At 38.1% G+C, this 19,138-nt stretch carries 22 protein-coding genes; 15 read left to right on the top strand and 7 right to left on the bottom strand.

Going from position 1 to position 19,138, the window contains the following annotated elements; all coding sequences use genetic code 11:
• Nucleotides 1–49: 49 nt before the first annotated feature.
• Nucleotides 50–1,369: a short-chain fatty acid transporter gene (locus LG276_RS22495; RefSeq protein WP_404292963.1), complete on the bottom strand. Its 1,320-nt coding sequence runs from the start codon at nt 1,367–1,369 to the stop codon at nt 50–52.
• 97 nt (nt 1,370–1,466) lie between these two features.
• Here LG276_RS22495 and LG276_RS22490 point away from each other — a divergent pair, with 97 nt between their 5' ends.
• On the top strand, nt 1,467–2,531 hold the full coding sequence (locus tag LG276_RS22490; RefSeq protein WP_404292961.1) for a PQQ-dependent sugar dehydrogenase: 1,065 nt from the start codon (nt 1,467–1,469) through the stop codon (nt 2,529–2,531).
• 117 nt (nt 2,532–2,648) lie between these two features.
• Complete coding sequence (locus LG276_RS22485) at nt 2,649–3,161, top strand: SRPBCC family protein (protein ID WP_224936854.1); 513 nt, start codon at nt 2,649–2,651, stop codon at nt 3,159–3,161.
• A 58-nt stretch (nt 3,162–3,219) separates the two neighbouring features.
• Here LG276_RS22485 and bshB2 read toward each other — a convergent pair whose 3' ends face one another.
• From bshB2 to LG276_RS22460, 5 genes are all read right to left on the bottom strand, one after another.
• On the bottom strand, nt 3,220–3,891 hold the full coding sequence (gene bshB2, locus LG276_RS22480; RefSeq protein WP_251162374.1) for a bacillithiol biosynthesis deacetylase BshB2: 672 nt from the start codon (nt 3,889–3,891) through the stop codon (nt 3,220–3,222).
• A 21-nt stretch (nt 3,892–3,912) separates the two neighbouring features.
• On the bottom strand, nt 3,913–4,266 hold the full coding sequence (locus LG276_RS22475) for a YojF family protein (RefSeq protein WP_370873353.1): 354 nt from the start codon (nt 4,264–4,266) through the stop codon (nt 3,913–3,915).
• Nucleotides 4,267–4,455: 189 nt separating this feature from the next.
• The gene (pdxK, locus tag LG276_RS22470; protein WP_224936852.1) at nt 4,456–5,283 is read right to left on the bottom strand and encodes a pyridoxine/pyridoxal/pyridoxamine kinase; all 828 of its coding nucleotides are present in this window, start codon (nt 5,281–5,283) and stop codon (nt 4,456–4,458) included.
• Nucleotides 5,284–5,388: 105 nt separating this feature from the next.
• Entirely contained in the window at nt 5,389–5,946 is a 558-nt protein-coding gene (def, locus tag LG276_RS22465) for a peptide deformylase (protein ID WP_224936851.1), read from the bottom strand.
• Entirely contained in the window at nt 5,930–6,130 is a 201-nt protein-coding gene (locus tag LG276_RS22460) for a helix-turn-helix transcriptional regulator (protein WP_251162373.1), read from the bottom strand. The genes def and LG276_RS22460 overlap by 17 nt, the downstream gene beginning before the upstream one ends.
• A gap of 116 nt (nt 6,131–6,246) precedes the next feature.
• Here LG276_RS22460 and LG276_RS22455 point away from each other — a divergent pair, with 116 nt between their 5' ends.
• The 13 genes from LG276_RS22455 to LG276_RS22395 all read left to right on the top strand — a co-directional run bounded on the left by LG276_RS22455 (nt 6,247) and on the right by LG276_RS22395 (nt 18,500).
• A complete protein-coding gene (locus LG276_RS22455) occupies nt 6,247–6,882 on the top strand; it encodes a molybdenum cofactor guanylyltransferase (protein WP_281202813.1) in 636 nt (211 codons plus the stop codon).
• 30 nt (nt 6,883–6,912) lie between these two features.
• Nucleotides 6,913–7,377: a molybdenum cofactor biosynthesis protein MoaE gene (locus LG276_RS22450; RefSeq protein ID WP_095371483.1), complete on the top strand. Its 465-nt coding sequence runs from the start codon at nt 6,913–6,915 to the stop codon at nt 7,375–7,377.
• On the top strand, nt 7,370–7,603 hold the full coding sequence (moaD, locus tag LG276_RS22445; protein WP_224936849.1) for a molybdopterin converting factor subunit 1: 234 nt from the start codon (nt 7,370–7,372) through the stop codon (nt 7,601–7,603). Before LG276_RS22450 ends, moaD begins: the two co-directional genes overlap by 8 nt.
• Nucleotides 7,604–7,607: 4 nt before the next feature.
• Nucleotides 7,608–8,627 (top strand): thiazole biosynthesis adenylyltransferase ThiF, encoded by a 1,020-nt coding sequence (locus LG276_RS22440; protein WP_404292958.1) that lies wholly within the window; start codon nt 7,608–7,610, stop codon nt 8,625–8,627.
• Nucleotides 8,628–9,148: 521 nt separating this feature from the next.
• Nucleotides 9,149–9,541, top strand: a complete 393-nt coding sequence (locus LG276_RS22435) for an Lrp/AsnC family transcriptional regulator (protein WP_233435367.1) — start codon at nt 9,149–9,151, stop codon at nt 9,539–9,541.
• 560 nt (nt 9,542–10,101) lie between these two features.
• On the top strand, nt 10,102–11,043 hold the full coding sequence (nikB, locus tag LG276_RS22430) for a nickel ABC transporter permease (protein ID WP_224936846.1): 942 nt from the start codon (nt 10,102–10,104) through the stop codon (nt 11,041–11,043).
• 21 nt (nt 11,044–11,064) lie between these two features.
• Nucleotides 11,065–11,958 (top strand): ABC transporter permease, encoded by an 894-nt coding sequence (locus tag LG276_RS22425; RefSeq protein ID WP_251162369.1) that lies wholly within the window; start codon nt 11,065–11,067, stop codon nt 11,956–11,958.
• A 19-nt stretch (nt 11,959–11,977) separates the two neighbouring features.
• On the top strand, nt 11,978–13,516 hold the full coding sequence (locus LG276_RS22420) for an ABC transporter substrate-binding protein (RefSeq protein ID WP_224936844.1): 1,539 nt from the start codon (nt 11,978–11,980) through the stop codon (nt 13,514–13,516).
• Between the two features lie 8 nt (nt 13,517–13,524).
• On the top strand, nt 13,525–14,508 hold the full coding sequence (locus LG276_RS22415) for an ABC transporter ATP-binding protein (RefSeq protein ID WP_251162492.1): 984 nt from the start codon (nt 13,525–13,527) through the stop codon (nt 14,506–14,508).
• Nucleotides 14,505–15,521, top strand: coding sequence for an ABC transporter ATP-binding protein (locus tag LG276_RS22410; RefSeq protein WP_404292956.1), 1,017 nt, complete (start codon nt 14,505–14,507; stop codon nt 15,519–15,521). The genes LG276_RS22415 and LG276_RS22410 overlap by 4 nt, the downstream gene beginning before the upstream one ends.
• Before the next feature lie 233 nt (nt 15,522–15,754).
• Entirely contained in the window at nt 15,755–17,359 is a 1,605-nt protein-coding gene (locus tag LG276_RS22405) for a gamma-glutamyltransferase family protein (protein ID WP_404292954.1), read from the top strand.
• A 74-nt stretch (nt 17,360–17,433) separates the two neighbouring features.
• Nucleotides 17,434–17,964 carry a chromate transporter gene (locus tag LG276_RS22400; RefSeq protein WP_404294475.1) on the top strand — a complete coding sequence of 177 codons (531 nt, stop codon included), beginning with the start codon at nt 17,434–17,436 and terminating at the stop codon, nt 17,962–17,964.
• Nucleotides 17,961–18,500, top strand: coding sequence for a chromate transporter (locus tag LG276_RS22395; RefSeq protein ID WP_224936841.1), 540 nt, complete (start codon nt 17,961–17,963; stop codon nt 18,498–18,500). The genes LG276_RS22400 and LG276_RS22395 overlap by 4 nt, the downstream gene beginning before the upstream one ends.
• A gap of 274 nt (nt 18,501–18,774) precedes the next feature.
• On the opposite strand, the gene LG276_RS22390 is transcribed toward LG276_RS22395, so the two are convergent.
• Nucleotides 18,775–19,101, bottom strand: coding sequence for a general stress protein (locus tag LG276_RS22390; RefSeq protein WP_095371491.1), 327 nt, complete (start codon nt 19,099–19,101; stop codon nt 18,775–18,777).
• Between the last annotated feature and the right edge of the window lie 37 nt (nt 19,102–19,138).

Raw genomic sequence — 19,138 nt, 5'->3', positions numbered from 1 at the left:
GCTTCAGACTGGTGCATAAATCCTCATACTTTTCGTAAATTTGTTTGTTTTATAATAGTAAGAAACCTAACGAAATAATGATTCCACTAGCAATTAATGTAAGTACACAAAAGCCCATAATATCTTTTGCTTTTAGACCTGCGATGGCAAGAGCGGGTAAAGCCCAAAAAGGCTGTATTAAGTTCGTCCAAGCATCTCCCCATGCTACCGCCATTGCGATTTTAGGAATGGAAACATCTAATGCGATCGCTGCATCTAACATAACAGGAGCTTGCACAGCCCATTGACCCCCACCAGATGGTACAAAAATATTGACAAGACCTGCACTCAGGAAAGTAAATAATGGTAAAGTATGTTCATTAGCAATAGAAACAAATCCATTGGATATAACAGCCGCTAGGCCTGAAGCTGTCATCATACCAATAATTCCTGCATAGAACGGAAATTGAATAATAATGCCACTGCCACCTTTAACAGCATTCGTAACTGCCTGCAAGAAGTGACGAGGAGTACGATGAAAGAGAATACCAAGAAATAGAAAAAGAAAGTTTACAATATCTAAATTTAGGGCAAAACCATTAGTAACAAAATAATAAAATAAGAAGATTAATCCCATCACGCCAATAAGTAACGAGAGTATTTGGCTATTCTCTAATTTCTCTGCTGGTGTCATGGAATCTCTTTCTAATGTCGCTGCAGGTAAATCTTCTTTTAATAACGCTGGATCAACTGTAACAGTATCATCTTTAGCTGGAAGCATGAATCGATTGACAATAGGTAAAACAATAAAAAGTGCGATAGTGATAATCAAGTTAAATGATGAAAAGATGGTTTCGCTTGTTGGAATAATCCCAATCAAATCTTCGGAAAAATGACCTGGAGTGGCAATGGTTAGCGGTGTTGATCCTGAAATACCACCATGCCAAATAACAAAGCCTGAGTAAGCGCTTGCAATTAATAGACGATAATCGACTCCTTTTACATGGCGCGCTAACTCTTTTGCAAATAAAGCACCAATGACTAATCCAAACCCCCAGTTAATCCAACTGGCAAGTAGAGATATGATTGTTACAATAATAACAGCTTGCCCAGGTGTTTTTGCTTTTGAAGCTAAGGCACTCAGTCCAGCTTTGAATATAGCACTGCTTGCTAATACATGACCGGTAATTAACACTAGTACCATTTGCATAGCAAAAGATAATAATCCCCAGAATCCTTCACCCCAGAATTGGACCATTTGATATGGACCACTATCAGTAAATATGAGTCCAAGTGCAAACACTAAAAATGTTAAAATGATAACAAATAGAAATGGGTCTGGTAAGTATCTTTGCATTAGACGATTAAAAAAGCTAACAATTATTTTCATCTATCATTCCCCCTTTTGATAGAATTTTATCATATCATTCTGAAAATTATTACTTTAATATAACAAGATTTTTAAAAAAAGAAAGGATGTAGATTTAGTGAAGAAACTGACTATTTTATTTGTTGCAAGTTTCCTACTTATTCTTATGGGTTGTAATTCTAACAATGAAATGGATGAAGAACCAGAATCGGTAGATGTTTCGAATCAGCAAAAGTTAGAAGTGGTGGCAGAAGATCTTGATATCCCTTGGTCAATTAATAAGCGCGATGACGTATTCTATTTGTCGGAAAGAAAAGGGACAATTGCTAAAATTGAAGGGGGAGAATTAACTCGTCAACCAGTAGAATTAGAGAAATCATTATCAACGGCACAAGAAGCAGGATTACTTGGGTTTGTATTAATTGATGATGGTACAAAAGGAATTGCTTATTATACATATGAGCTCGATGGTCAACCGCTTAATCGTGTTGTCACATTATCATTAGATGATCAAAAACAAGTGTGGGTGGAAACGGATTTGCTTTTGGATGAAATTCCGAGTGGTGCTTTTCATCATGGGGGAAGACTAGCGATTGGTCCAGATGATAAATTATATGTCACTACAGGAGATGCGACAGAACCTGAACTTGCACAAGATCAAAATTCGTTAGCAGGGAAGATCTTAAGGATGGATAAAGATGGTAGTATTCCAGAAGATAATCCTTCAAAAGAATCTTATCTTTATAGCTATGGTCATCGTAATCCTCAAGGATTGGCATGGACAGATGAAGGAGACATGTACGCAAGTGAACATGGTCCAACAGCAAATGATGAAATTAATAAAATAACCGCAAATGGGAATTATGGTTGGCCTGAAATTACGGGCACAGAGGAAAAAGAAGGGATGATTGCCCCATTCGTCACCTCAGGAGATGACACAACCTGGGCACCATCAGGTATTGCTTATGCAGATAATAATCTTTATATAGCAAGTTTAAGAGGTACCGCAGTCATGCAGTTAAATTTAGAGACAAATGAAATGTCTACTTTAGTAAGTGACGTAGGTAGAGTAAGAGATGTTTATGTCGATGGCGATCATCTGTATTTTATCAGTAATAATACAGATGGCCGTGGCAATCCGGCAGAACAGGATGATCGTTTATATCGATTAAAAATCAAATAAGTAGCAAAACGATAAGCGAACAGCAGTTAATCTTCTATTCGTCTAAGATGACAGCAACCCCAACTTTATGGTAAGAATGAATGTAGATAGTTAACGAATGGAGTTGTAGAAAACATAATGTCTGACTTTCGCACAACCGTAATTATTCATAAACCAGTTGAAGAAGTTTTTTCCTATATGGTCGATATAGATAATATTCATGAGATCATGCCACTTGTAGTAAAAAGAGAAAAGATCAATGACGAGCCATTAGCTGTGGGTTCAAAACTGAGAGAAACAAGAAGAGTTCGTGCTTCCGATATCACATCTGAAATCGAAGTATTAGCATATGAAACAAATAAGGTATTTGCAACTCGATCCAATTCCAACGGTTTAATCGCAGAATACTATTATCGTTTTGATGAAGTGGATGAAGGTACACAGGTTGATTTAGAAGCCAATATTAAAACAACAGGATTTAAAATGAAGCTTCTACGTAAATTTTTAGTGAACATGGTACATCGTGAAGATGGCTATCAATTAACGAATTTGAAAAATATGCTTGAAGGTACCAAAGAAGTATCTGATGAAGATGTCTCCAAAGAAGGCGAACAGCTAGAAGAAAAAGTTGAAGAAAACCAAACAAAATAAGCTTTCAATAAAAAACAGAACTTCCAATGGTAAATGGAGGTTCTGTTTTTTTAAGTATTTATTCATCAAATTGATAGGTCCAAAAACGTTCTTGGTTAATTCTAGCCATCACAGCAGGGTCCTGTTTCTTAAGGTTTTCTTCCATTTCCTTAATCATTAACTGTGTTTGTGAGACATGGGCTTTTAATGTATTCAATTTAATGTCAGCAACTTCTGTTACATCATGAACAACATCTGCCGCTCCGATTTCTTCCTCACAATTGTTAGAAAAAGCAACGCAATATACCTTTGGACGTTTTTCTTTTGGAAGGCTTTTAACGGCATGAATAACTGCCGCACCTGTTGCATCATGATCTGGATGCACTGCATAACCTGGGTAGAATGTAATGATCAAAGAGGGGTTTAATTCTTCTATGATTTCACCCATATGTTGTGCTAGTTTATCTTCTGGTTCAAATTCAACCGTTTTATCGCGGTAACCAAGCATTCTCAAGTCAGTTATGCCCATCGCTTTAGCGGCATTTTGAAGCTCTTGCTTTCGAATATGTGGCAATGATTCTCTTGTCGCAAAAGGGGGGTCGCCCATATTTCTACCCATTTCCCCCAGTGTTAAGCATGCGTAAGTTACAGGTGTGCCATTTTGAATATGCTTGGCAATCGTACCAGAAACGCCAAATGCCTCATCATCTGGATGAGGAAAAATAACAAGTACTTGTCTTTCTTTTTCCATCATTCTTCCTCCTTCCGCTATTTATTCAAAGGGTGTTTCGCTAATTTCTAAAGAAACCGCTAGTTTACCTTTAAAATCATGACCAGCCATTAATAAGCGATCATGTTCATCTATTTCATAATGGGTAATGCCCTCCGCATAGACCCAACCGATGTCAGTTTTTAACCCGATTCGGTAAGGTCCGTTTCCGGCGATTTTACTATGAATGTATTTTAATTTGGCATTACGAATATAGGCACCTGATGAAAAGAAAGTCTCATCAAAGTGTGAAGCGTAAGCACCGTTTGTTGTTTCAAGGTGGATATAAACGTCCTTATTTGCACGTTCATCCAAAGCCAGCTGTACTTGTTCTTTCATGACGATATCCAAATTCATTTCCCCCTTTCGAAAAGCATTTCTATATAATTTGTCAAAATGAGAATTAAGCTATCCATTTGATTCTTTTATTTTACTAAAAAAAAAGTGGTTTTGCATAATGAGTGACTCAGGAAGCAGGATGATTAGAAGAATGGATCAAGAAAAAAGGAGAATGCTCACTCGAGAGACATTCTCCTTAAAATGTTATTATTGTTCAACCTTCGTACGATCCGCTCCAAAAGTACGGTAAGCACCGTGCATTGTTGGTCCAACATAATCATTTAGTTTGAATCCATGTGTAATGGCTGCAGTGATAAAATCTTTGGCTACATCGATTGCTTCTGTTACCGATTTGCCCTTTGCCAGTTCAGCAGTGATGGCACTTGAGAAAGTGCACCCTGCCCCATGGATGTAAGGCGTATTAATCAGTTCAGCCTGCAAGATTGTGAAATTTTCTCCATCAAATAAAAGGTCGATGGCTTTTTCAGATTGCAGCTTACTGCCACCTTTAATGATGACATATTTTGGTCCGAGTGCATGAATCTTTTCTGCCGCTTTTTTCATTTCTTCAATTGTTTTGATCGGTTTCACTTGTGCAAGTTGTGATGCTTCAAAAAGATTTGGAGTCACAACGGTAGCTAAAGGAACGAGTACCTCACGAAGGGCATCCGCTGTTTCAGGATGTAGTACTTCATCTTCGCCTTTACATACCATTACTGGATCAATAACGGCAGGAACGCCACTCTCTTTAATTGTTTTGGCAGCTGTTTCAATAATTTCCACTGAACCAAGCATACCTGTTTTCATTGCATCTATACCAACAGAAAGAATGGTTTCAATTTGAGCCTCTAATGTACTAATTTCAATTGGAAAAACATTATGATGCCAGTCGTTTTTAGGGTCCATTGTTACAATAGTAGTAAGTGCTGACATTCCGTACACACCAAGCTCTTGAAAAGTTTTCAAATCAGCTTGAATCCCCGCACCGCCACTAGAATCTGATCCAGCTATAGTTAAGACTTTTTTCATAGTCATCTGACGTTTCCTCCCTGGAGTGATAGATTAGACATGCATTTTATCATCATTATAACAATTATTTTAAAAATGTATATGGTCTCTATTTTAATATAGTGAATATGGTTAAATTTTATTTATAATTGGTTGATTTTTATCAATTCTGTCGTAAAACATAATACCGTTTAGATGATCAATCTCGTGTTGCATAAGAATAGAGGCAAATCCTTTAAAAGAGAGCGTGACTTCCTCACCTTTTTCATTATACGCTCTAACTTTAATTTTTTCATAACGTGGCACTTGGCCGAACACTTCACGATTAACGGATAAGCAGCCTTCTCCTTCTGGAATACAAATAATATTTGTTGAATGACTGATAATCTTCGGGTTAATCAATTGGTATTCATATGATTGCCCTTTTTCATCTTCATATTTAGCAGCGAACATTCGTTTAGCAATACCGATTTGATTGGCTGATAAGCCAGTACCAGGGCGTAATTTGTATTTCTTAGCTAATTTCTCATCCTGGCTATTTCGTAAGTATACGAGCATCGCCTGTAGCTCCGCTAAATCTTCCTCAGTTGCCGGTAACCTTAAATCCTCTATTGGTTGATGAAGGATCTCATGCTTTTCATCGACAAAATCTTTCATGGTAATTATCGTATCTTTAGAAATTTTCCTCATAGTTAAAAACCTCTTCTACATTTGTCTGTAATGACCTTGCAATTTTGAAGGCGAGCGTTAAAGTTGGGTCATATTTATCGTTTTCAATACAATTAATGGTCTGCCTACTAACGTTGCATTCCTTTGCTAATGCCTCTTGTGTTAAGCGCAGCTGTATTCTTAGCGGTTTTATCCGGTTTTTCAAATCGTAGTCCTGCCTCTCTTGTCAAAGGTTTTGGACATTGTTTAAATTAACAAACATTTTCCCGTTTGTCTATCTTTCAGTTTTATCCATTGCATAGCCGTCGGAAAATCGCTTTAATGGTATATATAAACGTGAATGGTGAAAAAGGTGGTAGTATGCAGAGTACCGGAATTATATTAGCAGGTGGCAAGTCGAGTAGGATGGGGGAAAATAAAGCTTTGTTAGCGGTCAATGGAGAAACAGTAATCGAACGCCTAGTAAGGGAGTTGCAATCCGTAACGAATGATATTCTTATTGTAACAAATACACCAGAAGATTATCATTTTCTCCCAGTTAAAAAGGTAAGTGATCGCTACCCTAATAAAGGTCCGTTAGCTGGAATTGAGTCTGGCCTATATCATTCTACAAATGATAAAAATATTATCGTTGCTTGTGATATGCCCTTTGTTGCGGCTGAAACAATGGAATGGCTTTTAAGCCATCTCGAAGGTTATTCAGCTGTTATTCCTGAAGTGAATGGTCAAATTCATCCACTTCTTGCTGTCTACCATAAGAGAGTAAGGGAAATAGTAGAGAAATGTTTAGAGGCAAATGATTTGAAGCTACAGATTTTCTTAAATCAGTTAAAGGTAAAAAAAGTAACAGAAAAAGATATGACTCGGCATCGTCTAGTCAATTTTGAACAAAGCTTCTTCAACATGAATGACCCGAGTGATTGGAGGAAAGCAATACAAATTTCTAGTAAGAATTGATAAAATAGAACTTAGATGAGAGGTGTTAAAATGAAGTTTGGAATTTCTAAAGAGCCAATCAATATACAAGAAGTAATTGATCATGTCGTACAAAGAAACGCAGGAGCTATTACGACGTTTATTGGAACAGTAAGAGAATTAACTAAAGGTAAGAAGACTTTGTTTTTAATATATGAGGCATATGAAAGTATGGCTATAAAAAAGCTTGAGCAAATTGGCACGGAAATTAGGGAGCGATGGCAAGGAGCCGAAGTAGCAATTGTGCATAGAGTAGGTAAATTAGATATAACTGACGTTGCTGTTGTTATTGCTGTCTCGACACCTCATCGTGCTGATGCTTATGAAGCAAACCGATATGCCATTGAACGTATTAAAGAAATCGTACCCATTTGGAAAAAAGAACATTGGGAAGATGGGCAAGAATGGATTGGCGACCAATTGGAAAAAGTATCTTATCCTGAAGGGAAACCGGAGGCGAAACATCTAGATGAATAATGTATTGTTTTTTGCTCATTTAAAGGATGAAGTTGGTGCAGAAAGTTTACAAATAGAGGCGAAGGGTAAGAGCGTATTAGCGTTAAAACAAGTAGTGCATGATACGTATGGTTTATCATCAATTGATAGTGTCATGACAGCGATCAACGAAGAGTTTGCTGAAGATGATGATGTGATTCAAGAAGGGGATACGATTGCCTTTATTCCGCCAGTTAGTGGAGGCTAATGTCATGAATGATAGATACTCTAGGCAATTATTATTTTCTCCTATTGGTGAAAAAGGGCAATCACTCATTGGGCGTAAGCATGTCTTAATGATAGGGGCAGGGGCACTTGGTTCTGGCAATGCTGAAGTGTTAGTTCGCTCGGGTGTAGGCAAGTTAACCATCATTGACCGCGACTACGTAGAGGCAAGTAATCTCCAAAGACAACAGCTTTATACGGAAGAGGATGTAAAAGAAAAGTTACCTAAAGCTATTGCTGCTAAGAAGAGATTAATGGCGATTAATTCAGAAGTTGAAGTGGTGGCGATGGTAGCTGATGCTGTGCCGTCCTTGTTAGAAGGTCTCGTGAGTGAAGTTGATTTAATTCTTGATGCGACAGATAATTTTGAAACGAGAATGCTCTTAAATGATATATCACAAAAACATCACATTCCATGGATTTATGGCGCATGTGTCGGCAGCTTTGGAATGAGTTTAACCATAATTCCAGGTGTGACACCCTGTCTGCATTGCTTGTTGAAGAAGATTCCTATTCAAGGTATGACCTGTGATACAGGTGGAATTATAGCTCCTGCTGTGCAAATGGTTATCGCTCATCAAACCGCAGAAGCACTCAAGATACTGGTAGGTGACTTAGATGCCATTCGCACGACTTTTACAAGCTTTGACATGTGGCGAAATCAATATTCGAATATAAAGGTTGCTAAAATAAAGGATACAGGTTGCTTATCATGTGGGGAGGCTCCGACCTATCCGTTTCTCCAACAAGAAAACTTAACAAAGACAACTGTACTTTGTGGAAGAGATACCGTGCAAGTGAGGCCATCGACTGCCCAGCAATTAGACTTGCAAAGGCTATCTCAACAAATGAAGGTGTCGGGCTATGACACGAAAGGGAATCCGTACCTTTTGTCAATTGATCTGAAACCGGAAAGAGTTGTGATCTTCCAAGATGGTCGGGCACTTATTCACGGAACAAAAGACCTGGTACAAGCACGCTCCATCTACCAAAAATTATTAGGTTAATAAGAACCGCATCTTCTGTTTGAAGAGCGGTTTTTCTTTTTTGTTTTTAAGGAGTCAAAAATAAACAACGTGGTGGGTGTTATTGCCGATATGAACATAACAAATAAGAAATCGAATAAGTAGTGTGGGAAAACGGGAAATCTCAACCAACACAGGTCATTTCAGATCGAAAACTGAATTGAGTGTTGAGCTAAAGCGATTTGCAGTTCGGTTAGAAGTGAAAACAGAAAGGAACAAAACGCAATCTGTACACTATATATTATTTCCGTGTTTACCGTCGGAGGTGGCATAATAAGAGATTGAATCATTGTCTCTCATATTGCTAATTGTGTAACGTTGTTTTCTTTAAAAAAAATCTTAAAATGAGACAGCAGTGTAAATAGTATTTGATAATTTATGTTTGATATGTTAATTAAATATACAGGTTAATCTCATTTTTTACATAGTCAAAAGAGAAGGTGGTGTTTTTTTTGGATCAGGTCGATAAGAAAATATTAGATTTATTAATCGAAAATGGTAGAATGTCTTATGTTGATATTGGCAAACAATTAGGTCTTTCCCGAGTAGCCGTAAGGGAAAGAGTGTCTAAACTTGTGGAAGATGGTGTGATTGAACAGTTTACAGTTGTGATTAATAGTGGCAAGGCAGGGAAGGAAGTTTCCGCATTTTTTGAGATTGATTGTGAACCGAGTTCGTTAGTGAAAGTAGCCGAGGCGTTGGCGGAGAATGCAAGTGTCGCTAGTTGTTACCAAATGACCGGCCCCTCTACTTTACATACACATGTGTTAGTAGATAACTTTGATGCACTTGAGCGGTTTATTAACGAAGAACTATATGCCCTAGATGGCATTACGCGTGTGGAAAGTAACATATTGCTGAGAAGATTTAAAAGTCGTCGCGGGTTAAAATTGTAGTAGCATTGCATAATTTGTATCGAATGCAAGCTGCGATAATAACAATTAAGCCAATTGGAACTTCTGATTAGACATTCTGGTAGATAGCGGAGGTAAATCCAAGTTGCACGTCCAACTTCGGAACAACCGAAAAGATAGCTGAACAGCACCAACCAATTTGTCCGTCTTTCTGAAAAGAAAAACTCCTATCTTTGCTAGATTCTTGATTAACGAAATATGATACCCCCTTAAACTTAATATGTTTTAAAAAACAGGTACTCGCCACTGGCGGGTCTTTTTTTGTATTGGACAAGAAATTGGTAAATTACCTTTTGTTTTTGAAAACGCTTTACTCATCGATAACTAAAAGATGATAAATAATTATACTTAAGTTACATAATGAACATTTTTGTCAAATAATGAAAACAAAAGGAAATAGAAATAAAAAATAATTTAAAAAAATGAAAAAATATATAGAATTTTGTATATTTATGTTTTATAATCATTTTTAAATTATTTTAAACATTTAGTAATTAAAGAAAGGAAAATGATTAACAAATGATTTCGAAGGAGGGGTGAAATTGGTCGGTTTTATATTCAGAAGATTTTTTCAACTTGTGATTCTACTATTTGGTATTTCCTTTCTTGTATTCTCATCCATGTATTTGGCGCCTGGTGACCCGGCATCAATGATTGGAGGGCCAACTGCATCAAAAGAAGATGTGGAGGCGATAAGAGATAATCTTGGTTTAGATGACCCTTTTCTTACACAATATGGTCGCTATGTAGTAGATCTTGTACAAGGTGATTTAGGATATTCTTATCAAAACCAACAGTCTGTAGCTGAGGCGATTGGGGTGAGACTGCCAAATACGCTAAAGTTAGCAATTGCTAGTATGATTGTCGCCATTGTTATTGGTATTTTAACAGGGTTGATATCAGCTCTTAAACAAAATTCTTGGCTAGATGTAGGGTCAACAACCTTTGCTCTTGCGGGTATTTCTATACCGAACTTTTGGATGGGTGCTGTCCTTATCCTTATATTTTCCGTTAACTTACAACTACTCCCGGTCGGTGGGTTATCTTCACCATGGTATACCATTGAAGGGATAAAGGAATTAATCTTACCTGCAATCACTTTAGGGACAGGGGCAGCTGCGATGATTGCTAGAATGACGAGATCATCTATGCTTGAAGTAGTAAGGGCAGATTATGTAAGAACAGCAAGAGCAAAAGGTGTAAAGGAACGCGAAGTTATATGGATTCATACATTAAAAAATGCGATGATTCCTGTTTTGACAGTGATTGGTGTGAACTTTGGTTCACTATTAGGAGGGACCATTATCACTGAAAAAGTATTTGCAATTAATGGTGTAGGTAGGCTAATGATTGACGCCATAGCAGCTAGAGATTTTCCGATGGTACAAGGCTCTGTTCTTTTAGTAGCTACACTCTTTGTTGTTGTGAATTTAGTCGTTGATGTGGTTTATACATATATTGATCCAAGGATTAAATATCAGTAATGACGAAGGGAGGAAAAACTGATGCCAGAGGTTGTTCAGGCAACGAATAGTCCAGTAGCAGTAACACCGAAAAAGGATAATGAGTGGTTGTTAATTATAAAAAGGTTGCTACGAAATAAGTTAGCGGTTCTTGGGTTAATCATTATCATTCTTCAAATCGCCATGGCGTTGTTGGCCCCTATTATTGCTACCCACGACCCCGTGAAGCAGGACCTATCAGCTAGTGAATTACCTGTATTTAGTGAGGATCATTGGTTAGGCACAGACAATTATGGAAGAGATGTTTGGAGCCGAATTGTCTATGGCTCCCAAATCTCTCTATTAGTAGGGATCGTAGCTGTAGTGCTCGGCCTTCTTGGTGGCGTTACGCTAGGTTTACTTGGGGGATATTACAAAAAATTAGATGGCATTATTATGAGATTTGTCGATTTATTATTTTCATTCCCAGGAATTTTACTTGCTATGCTCATTATTGCTGTACTCGGTACAAGTTTAGTAAATGTAGCTATCGCTATAAGTATTTGGTCGATACCTTCCTGTGCACGAATTGTACGAGGGTCCGTTTTATCGATAAAGGAAAAAGAATATATTATGGCCATGAAATCGGTAGGTGCTTCAGATCTTCGTATTATGGTTAAACATATATTACCAAATTGTTTTGCGCCTATTATTGTTTTTGCCACAATGCGAATGGCTACGGCTATTCTTTCAACAGCTGCATTAAGCTATTTAGGCTTAGGTGCACAACCACCTACCCCTGAATGGGGATCAATGATTTCGCAAGGTCAGGCTTTTATGTGGTCATCTCCACATCTAACGATTGTACCTGGGATTGCCATCATGTTAACTGTATTTGCTTTTAATGTATTAGGAGATGGATTACGAGATGCCATTGATCCTAATATGAATGTTTAAAAATTGGGGGGAATTAAGAATGAGGAAAAAGTTATTAGCAATACTAGCGGTATTTACACTAATGATTGTATCTGCTTGTTCAAGCGGTAATGAACCGGCAAGTGGGGAAGGTGAAGGGAACGGTAAAATCGATACATTTACATATGCCTCACTATCAGATGCAGTAGGGCTATCACCTATCATGACAAATGATAGTGCATCAGCTAATGTGACTGACCATGTATACGAAAAGTTGTTTGATAGAAATACAGAAACAATGGAAATAGAACCTAAATTAGCTGAATCTTATGAAAATCCAGATGAGAACACTTGGCTGATTAAATTAAAAGAAGGAATAAAGTTCCATGATGGAACAGACTTTAATGCAGAAGCTGTTAAATATACTTTTGATAAATTAAGAGATCCAGAGACAGCAGCCCCACGAGCTTCACTAATGGAGCCGGTTGAATCTATTAATGTGATTGACGATTACACAGTTGAAATCAAAACAAAATATCCATACGGTCCTTTTTTAGCGGCACTGTCACATTCTAACGCAGCCATTGTAAGCCCAACAGCAGATAAAGAGGGAGATTTAAATAAAGAGCCTGTCGGTACAGGGCCATTCAAATTTGCGAAATGGGTACCAGGGGATCAAGTCGTATTAGAAGCAAATGAAGACTATCGTGATGGCGCACCTGCGATTCAACAATTAATTTTTAAAGTTGTTCCAGAGATATCAACAGCGATCTCGATGTTACAAACAGGAGAAGTACAATTTATTGATAACCTTCCTATGGAACAGATTGAAAGAATTGAAAGTCTGAAGAATGTAACAGTTGAAAAGGTGGATGGGACACCAGAATACTATTTCTCTGTGAATCATGGAAAAGAAGAATTCCAAGATGCAAAATTACGTGAAGCTTTTGCTAGCGCGATTGACCGGGATGCTGTTGTCTCAAAAATGAACGGGTTAGGCATTCGCAGTGATAGTGTCATAGGGCCAAAAGTATTTGGGTACGTAGAATCTGCTGCTGAAGCAGGTACACCTTATGATTTAGAAAAGGCTAAAAGTTTAGTAGAGGAAAATGGATTTGGAGAGAAAACGTATAAGTTATTAACACCAAATAGAAGTAATTTCTTACTGATGGCTGAAATCGTTCAAGCGCAATTGTCAGAGGCAGGGTTTAACATCGAAATTGAGTCAATGGAATGGGCTTCATTCCTAGATACAGCAAGACAAGGGAACTTTGATTTAACCTTCTTAAGCTGGTCTAACTTAACAGCTGATGGTTCAGAATTATTTTATCCTAATTTTCACAGTGATAATGTAGGTGCTTCAAATAGAGCACAATATAGTAACGAAGCATTTGATCAATTAGTAGATGAATCGAGAACAACAACAGACCAAGATAAACGGTTAGAACTATTAGATCAAGCTAATCGCTTAATGTTAGATGAAGATGCAGTCGTGATTATGTATCACTCCATCGTAACAGCTGCAATGGATCAATCTTATGAAGGTCTACTTTTAGAAGCAACTGGTAAATGGAATCTATCAGAAGTAACAAGAAAGTAGGTGCAACAATGGGAGAGGCTTTACTAGAAGTGAAAAATATGATTACAGAGTTTCGGACAGCAGACGGGTATTTACCTGCTGTCCGCGATGTTTCATTCTCGCTAAATAAGGGTGAGACATTATGTATTGTTGGCGAATCGGGCTGTGGTAAAAGTATAACTTCTCTCTCAATTATTGGATTATTACCAAGCAACGGTAGAATTGCAAGTGGAGAAATTAAGTATGAGGGAGAGGCTATTCAAAGTCATACAGCTGAACAAATGAGACAGATTCGTGGCAACCAAATCTCGATGATTTTTCAAGAACCGATGACAGCGCTGAATCCTGTTTTAACGATAGGCTATCAGTTAAGAGAACCTCTAATGATTCATGAGAAATTATCTAAAAAAGAAGCCCATAAAAAGGGAATTGATCTTCTGAAAAGTGTGGGTATTCCTTATCCTGAAAAAAGAATGAGTCAATATCCGCACGAATTAAGTGGTGGCATGCGTCAGAGGGTAATGATTGCAATTGCTTTATCATGTAACCCGGGATTACTGATTGCGGATGAACCGACGACTGCGTTAGATGTGACGATTCAAGCGCAAATTCTAGATTTGATTAATGATTTAAAGCAAGAATACCATATGGGTGTAATCATGGTGACCCATGATATGGGTGTTGTTGCAGAAGTAGCTGACAGAGTAATGGTTATGTATGCAGGGAAGAAGGTAGAAGAAGGGACAGTAGAGGAGATTTTTAATCATCCAAAACATCCTTACACAATTGGACTGTTAAATTCTGTGCCAGATGTAGACAAACCGGACTTTGAACTTGAAGCTATTCCTGGTTCTTTGCCTAGTTTAAATCAACAAATTCAAGGTTGTCGATTCCACGAACGTTGTAAATTTGCCATGGAAACATGTAAACAACAAGAGCCACCTGCCTTTGATTTGTCTCACTCTCATTCGGTGAGTTGTTGGCTTGAAGCAGAGGAGGTAACAAATCCATGAATGTCGCAGATGGTAATGGAAGAAGAAAGACCCTTCTTGAAATCAACCAGTTAAAGAAGTATTACCCAATCAAGGGTGGTTTGTTGCAAAGGGTACAATCTCATGTGAAAGCAGTAGAAAATGTTTCTTTTAAATTATATGAAGGTGAAAGTTTAGGTGTTGTAGGCGAGTCAGGGTGTGGAAAATCGACGTTAGGAAAAGCCATTCTAGGATTAGAAGAATTAACGGGCGGGACAGTTAAATTCAAAGAGACCGAAATACAATCATTAAGAAAAAAAGAAAAGCTAAAATTTGTGAAAGAAATGCAAATGATCTTCCAAGATCCCTTTGCTTCTTTAAATCCTAGACAAAAAATAGGTCCAGCTATAGCAGAGGTTTTTTCCATACATACATCTATGTCCAGTAAAGAAAAAAAGTTAGCGGTTTTAGATTTATTAAAAGAAGTAGGTTTAAAAGAAGAGCATTATGATCGTTTTCCTCATGAATTCAGTGGTGGACAAAGGCAGAGAATTGGGATTGCACGTGCCATCTGTTTAAATCCATCCTTTATCATTTGTGACGAGGCAGTATCTGCTCTCGACGTATCTGTCCAAGCACAAGTGTTAAAGTTATTGAAAACCTTACAGCAAAAGTTACAACTATCTTATATGTTTATTTCTCATGACTTAGGTGTTGTTCGTTATTTTTGCGATAGAGTACTAGTGATGTATTTAGGGAATACGGTTGAGGAGGGAAAGGTAGAGGATTTATATAATGCTCCCCTACATCCCTATACACAAGCATTACTTTCTGCTATTCCTAGACCCTCTATTGAAAAGAAACGAAATAGAATAAGATTACAAGGTGATTTACCGAATCCGGCGGATCCTCCTTCTGGATGTCCCTTTCATACACGTTGCCCGATAGCGAGGACACAATGTATGGAAGAGAAGCCTCAATGGAGAGAGTACGGTGAGGAACATTATGCAGCTTGTCATTTTGCTGGGGAATCTATTTTTAAAGAAGCGAAGTGAAATTCCTTTGAAGAGCGAGGTGCTGTTAGCTAGCATCTCGTGTTTTTATTGTAGGTTAACATTTGTGTAAGAATAATCAAGATAATTCTACATATTGATTTTAGAGAATTTAAATATATTAGATTTAAATCCTATTATTATCACTAATTTTATTCTATAATCTGTAATGTGTAATATACATTACGTAAGTTAAAATTGATTTTATATTTACAAATGTAAAAGGAGAGGTTAATTTGGATTACTTACATCACCCATTTTCGGCAAAAAGACATACAGTGTTCGCTAAAAAAGGAATGGTAGCGACTTCACAGCCTTTAGCAGCACAAGCAGGTATTGAGATATTGCAAAAAGGGGGAAATGCGATTGATGCAGCGATTGCAACAGCTGCAGCATTAACAGTCGTTGAGCCAACTTCGAATGGAATTGGTGGAGATGCCTTTGCTCTCGTTTGGGTAAAAGATCAACTCCATGGATTAAATGCTTCTGGCCCTGCACCTCAATCGATTTCTGCTGATGAGGTAAAAAAGCGTGGATTCACAAAAATGCCAACATACGGTACCGTCCCTGTTACTGTACCCGGGGTACCAGCCGCATGGGCAACGTTATCGAAACGGTTCGGTAAACTATCTTTGCTTGAATCATTAAAGCCAGCGATTAGATATGCAGAAGAGGGCTATCCGCTGACACCGATTCTAGGGAAGTATTGGAAAAGGGCATATACGAAGTTTAAAGAAGAATTTACGGATGAAGCTTTCGAAGGATGGTTCGAAACGTTCGCACCGGGGGGGAAGGCACCAGAAATCGGTGAATTATGGCGTTCAGAAGGGCACGCCAAAACCCTTCAAGCAATTGGGGAGTCGGAAGGCCGCTCCTTTTATGAGGGTGAATTAGCTGAACAAATGGATGCTTTTATGAAGAAACATGAAGGTTTTTTAACAAAAGAAGATTTGTGTAAATATGAGCCTGAATGGGTAAATCCTATCTCTACTCAGTACAGAGGTTACGATGTATGGGAGATACCTCCGAATGGTCAAGGTATGGTTGCGTTGATGGCACTAAATAATTTTGAGAGATTGTCAAAGCCACAATGGCAATCAGCACAAACGCTTCATGAACAAATTGAATCGATGAAACTTGCCTTTACCGATGGAAAAGCATTTATTACAGAGGCAGCAGATATGCCTATTGAAACAGAAGAGTTACTTTCTAAGGAGTATGCGGATAAACGCAGTCAAACCATTTCGGATATCGCTTCCAATCCGGAACCTTATGAGTTGCCGAAAGGCGGTACGGTTTATTTAGCTGCTGCGGATGAAGAAGGAAATATGATTTCTTATATTCAGAGTAATTACATGGGCTTTGGCTCAGGAATTGTGATCCCAGGTACGGGCATTAGTTTACAAAATAGAGGTCATGATTTCTCATTGGATGACAATCATCCGAATTATTTAAAAGGTGGCAAACGGACTTATCATACGATCATCCCTGGCTTCTTGACAAAAGATGGTAAGGCAGTTGGTCCATTTGGTGTAATGGGAGGCTATATGCAACCACAAGGTCATTTCCAAGTAGTAACCAATACGGTAGACTATGCCTTAAATCCGCAAGCTGCACTAGATATGCCAAGATGGCAATGGATGAAAGAAAAATCTATTTTCGTAGAACCAGAGTTTCCTAATTATATAGTGCAAGAGTTGGAAAGAAGGGGTCATCAAGTTACAATTACACCGGATGGAGGAAGCTTTGGGCGTGGGCAAATCATTTGGCGTAATCCTGAGACGGGTGTATTAATGGGTGGAACTGAATCCCGTACGGATGGTACGATTGCCGCTTGGTAGCATCAGCGAAAGAAAAACAACGGGAAGAAGCTAAGCCTAAAACACGCCAAGGCTTACGTTTACAAAAAGAATTAATGATTGGGAACCTCCGTACTGGAATGTTAGGGTTTGGCGGTGGACCATCCTCTATACCACTTTTCCAGCAAGAAGCAGTAAAGAAATATAAATGGATGACAGAAGAAGAGTTTGCCGATACTTTGGCATTGGCTAACACGATGCCAGGCCCAATTGCGACAAAGATGGCCGGTTACATTGGCTACCGTGTCGGAGGAATCGTAGGAATGATTAATGCCCTTGTTTCTTCCGTTCTCCCTACTGTTATTATCCTTATAAGTCTTCTGCAAGTTTTACAAGCTTATAAAGATATTCCATGGGTAAAGCATATGTCAGCATCGATTGTCCCGGTTGTAGCTGTGATGCTGGCGCAAATGACTTGGGAATTTGTAAAGAAATCGGGCACGACGCTTGGGTGGAAGAAAGCGATTATTCTCATATTAACGTCTTTCTTACTTACAGAAGTGACGCACTTACATCCAGGTATTCTCATCATGATATTAATTATTTCCGTCTTTATTCCTTTTAAGAGGAAGGAGAATCCATCATGATTTATTGGGAAATCTTTTTAGCCTTCTTTATTCCAGGTATTCTTGGTTACGGTGGTGGACCTGCGACCATTCCCTTAATTGAAAATGAAGTCGTCGGTAAATATGGCTGGATGTCCACTCAAGAATTTAGTGAAGTCCTGGCGATTGGGAATTCCTTGCCAGGTCCGATTGCGACGAAAATGGCCGGTTATATCGGTTACGCAGAAGGGGGAATTGTAGGGAGTTTCGTCGCCCTTTTTGCTACCATAGCTCCTTCGATTATCTTAATGCTCGTATTGATGGCGATTTTAATGAAATATAAAGACACCCCACAAGTCAAAAATATTTCTAAAATTGTCCGTCCAGTGATTGCAGTGTTGCTAGCCGTCATGACCTTCCAATTTCTGAAGGATTCCTTTACTTCATTAGGGATGATTTATTCTCTTTTGATGGTCATTGGTAGTTATTTTTTATTAGAAAAAATGAAAATGCACCCGGCCATTGTTATTAGTATCGCTTTAGCCGTAGGGGCCATTTCGGGATTGATTATCTATTAGTCTAGGTGAGGGAGCGTAAGACCGAATGAAAAACTGTCTTTGGTTCAACTAGTTATCAGAGATATTTGCAGATGGATTCGTAGCTTCATTCTTTAATCTGAGAAGGACGATTGCCCTGTTTGCAAGATGCTCATGCTGAAATGAAGTCATCAATAGAAGGGAATATGAGAAAAATCTATTAATCTTTCATCCTTCTCTTTAATTATAAAAACCGGTAGCAATTCGCTACCGGTCATATATAGTGAAATGGGGGGAATGATATTAGACATAAAGATTAGTTTTTAGTAGAGCCGACAACAACAAGTTTACCTTGATCAAGTACTTCTTCATACCTCTCAGCTTCAACATCAGTCATACCAACTGATCTCATTTTAGAACGTAATTCATCGCCTCGGCTTTTGAAGACGTTTCCGATGGAGTCAAAAACACCTTGTTCTTTCATACCAATATCATTTGTATCTGTTGCATCTGTTAAATTTTCTGAGCGGTCTCTGTCATGTGCGAATAAGTATATATCCTTCTTAGTATAACCTTCGTTTTCAAGAGAGTTAATGATGCTAACCGCCTGTACTCCGTTTTCTACAACTTCGATTTTATACATAGTTTACATCCTCCTCTTTTTTGAAGAGTATCTTGTG

Origin of the sequence: Cytobacillus kochii (genome assembly GCF_044790165.1) — a bacterium.
GTDB lineage: Bacteria > Bacillota > Bacilli > Bacillales > Cytobacillaceae > Cytobacillus > Cytobacillus kochii.
Note: the sequence above shows the minus strand (reverse complement) of the source record. Positions and strands in the feature narration are given on the sequence as shown.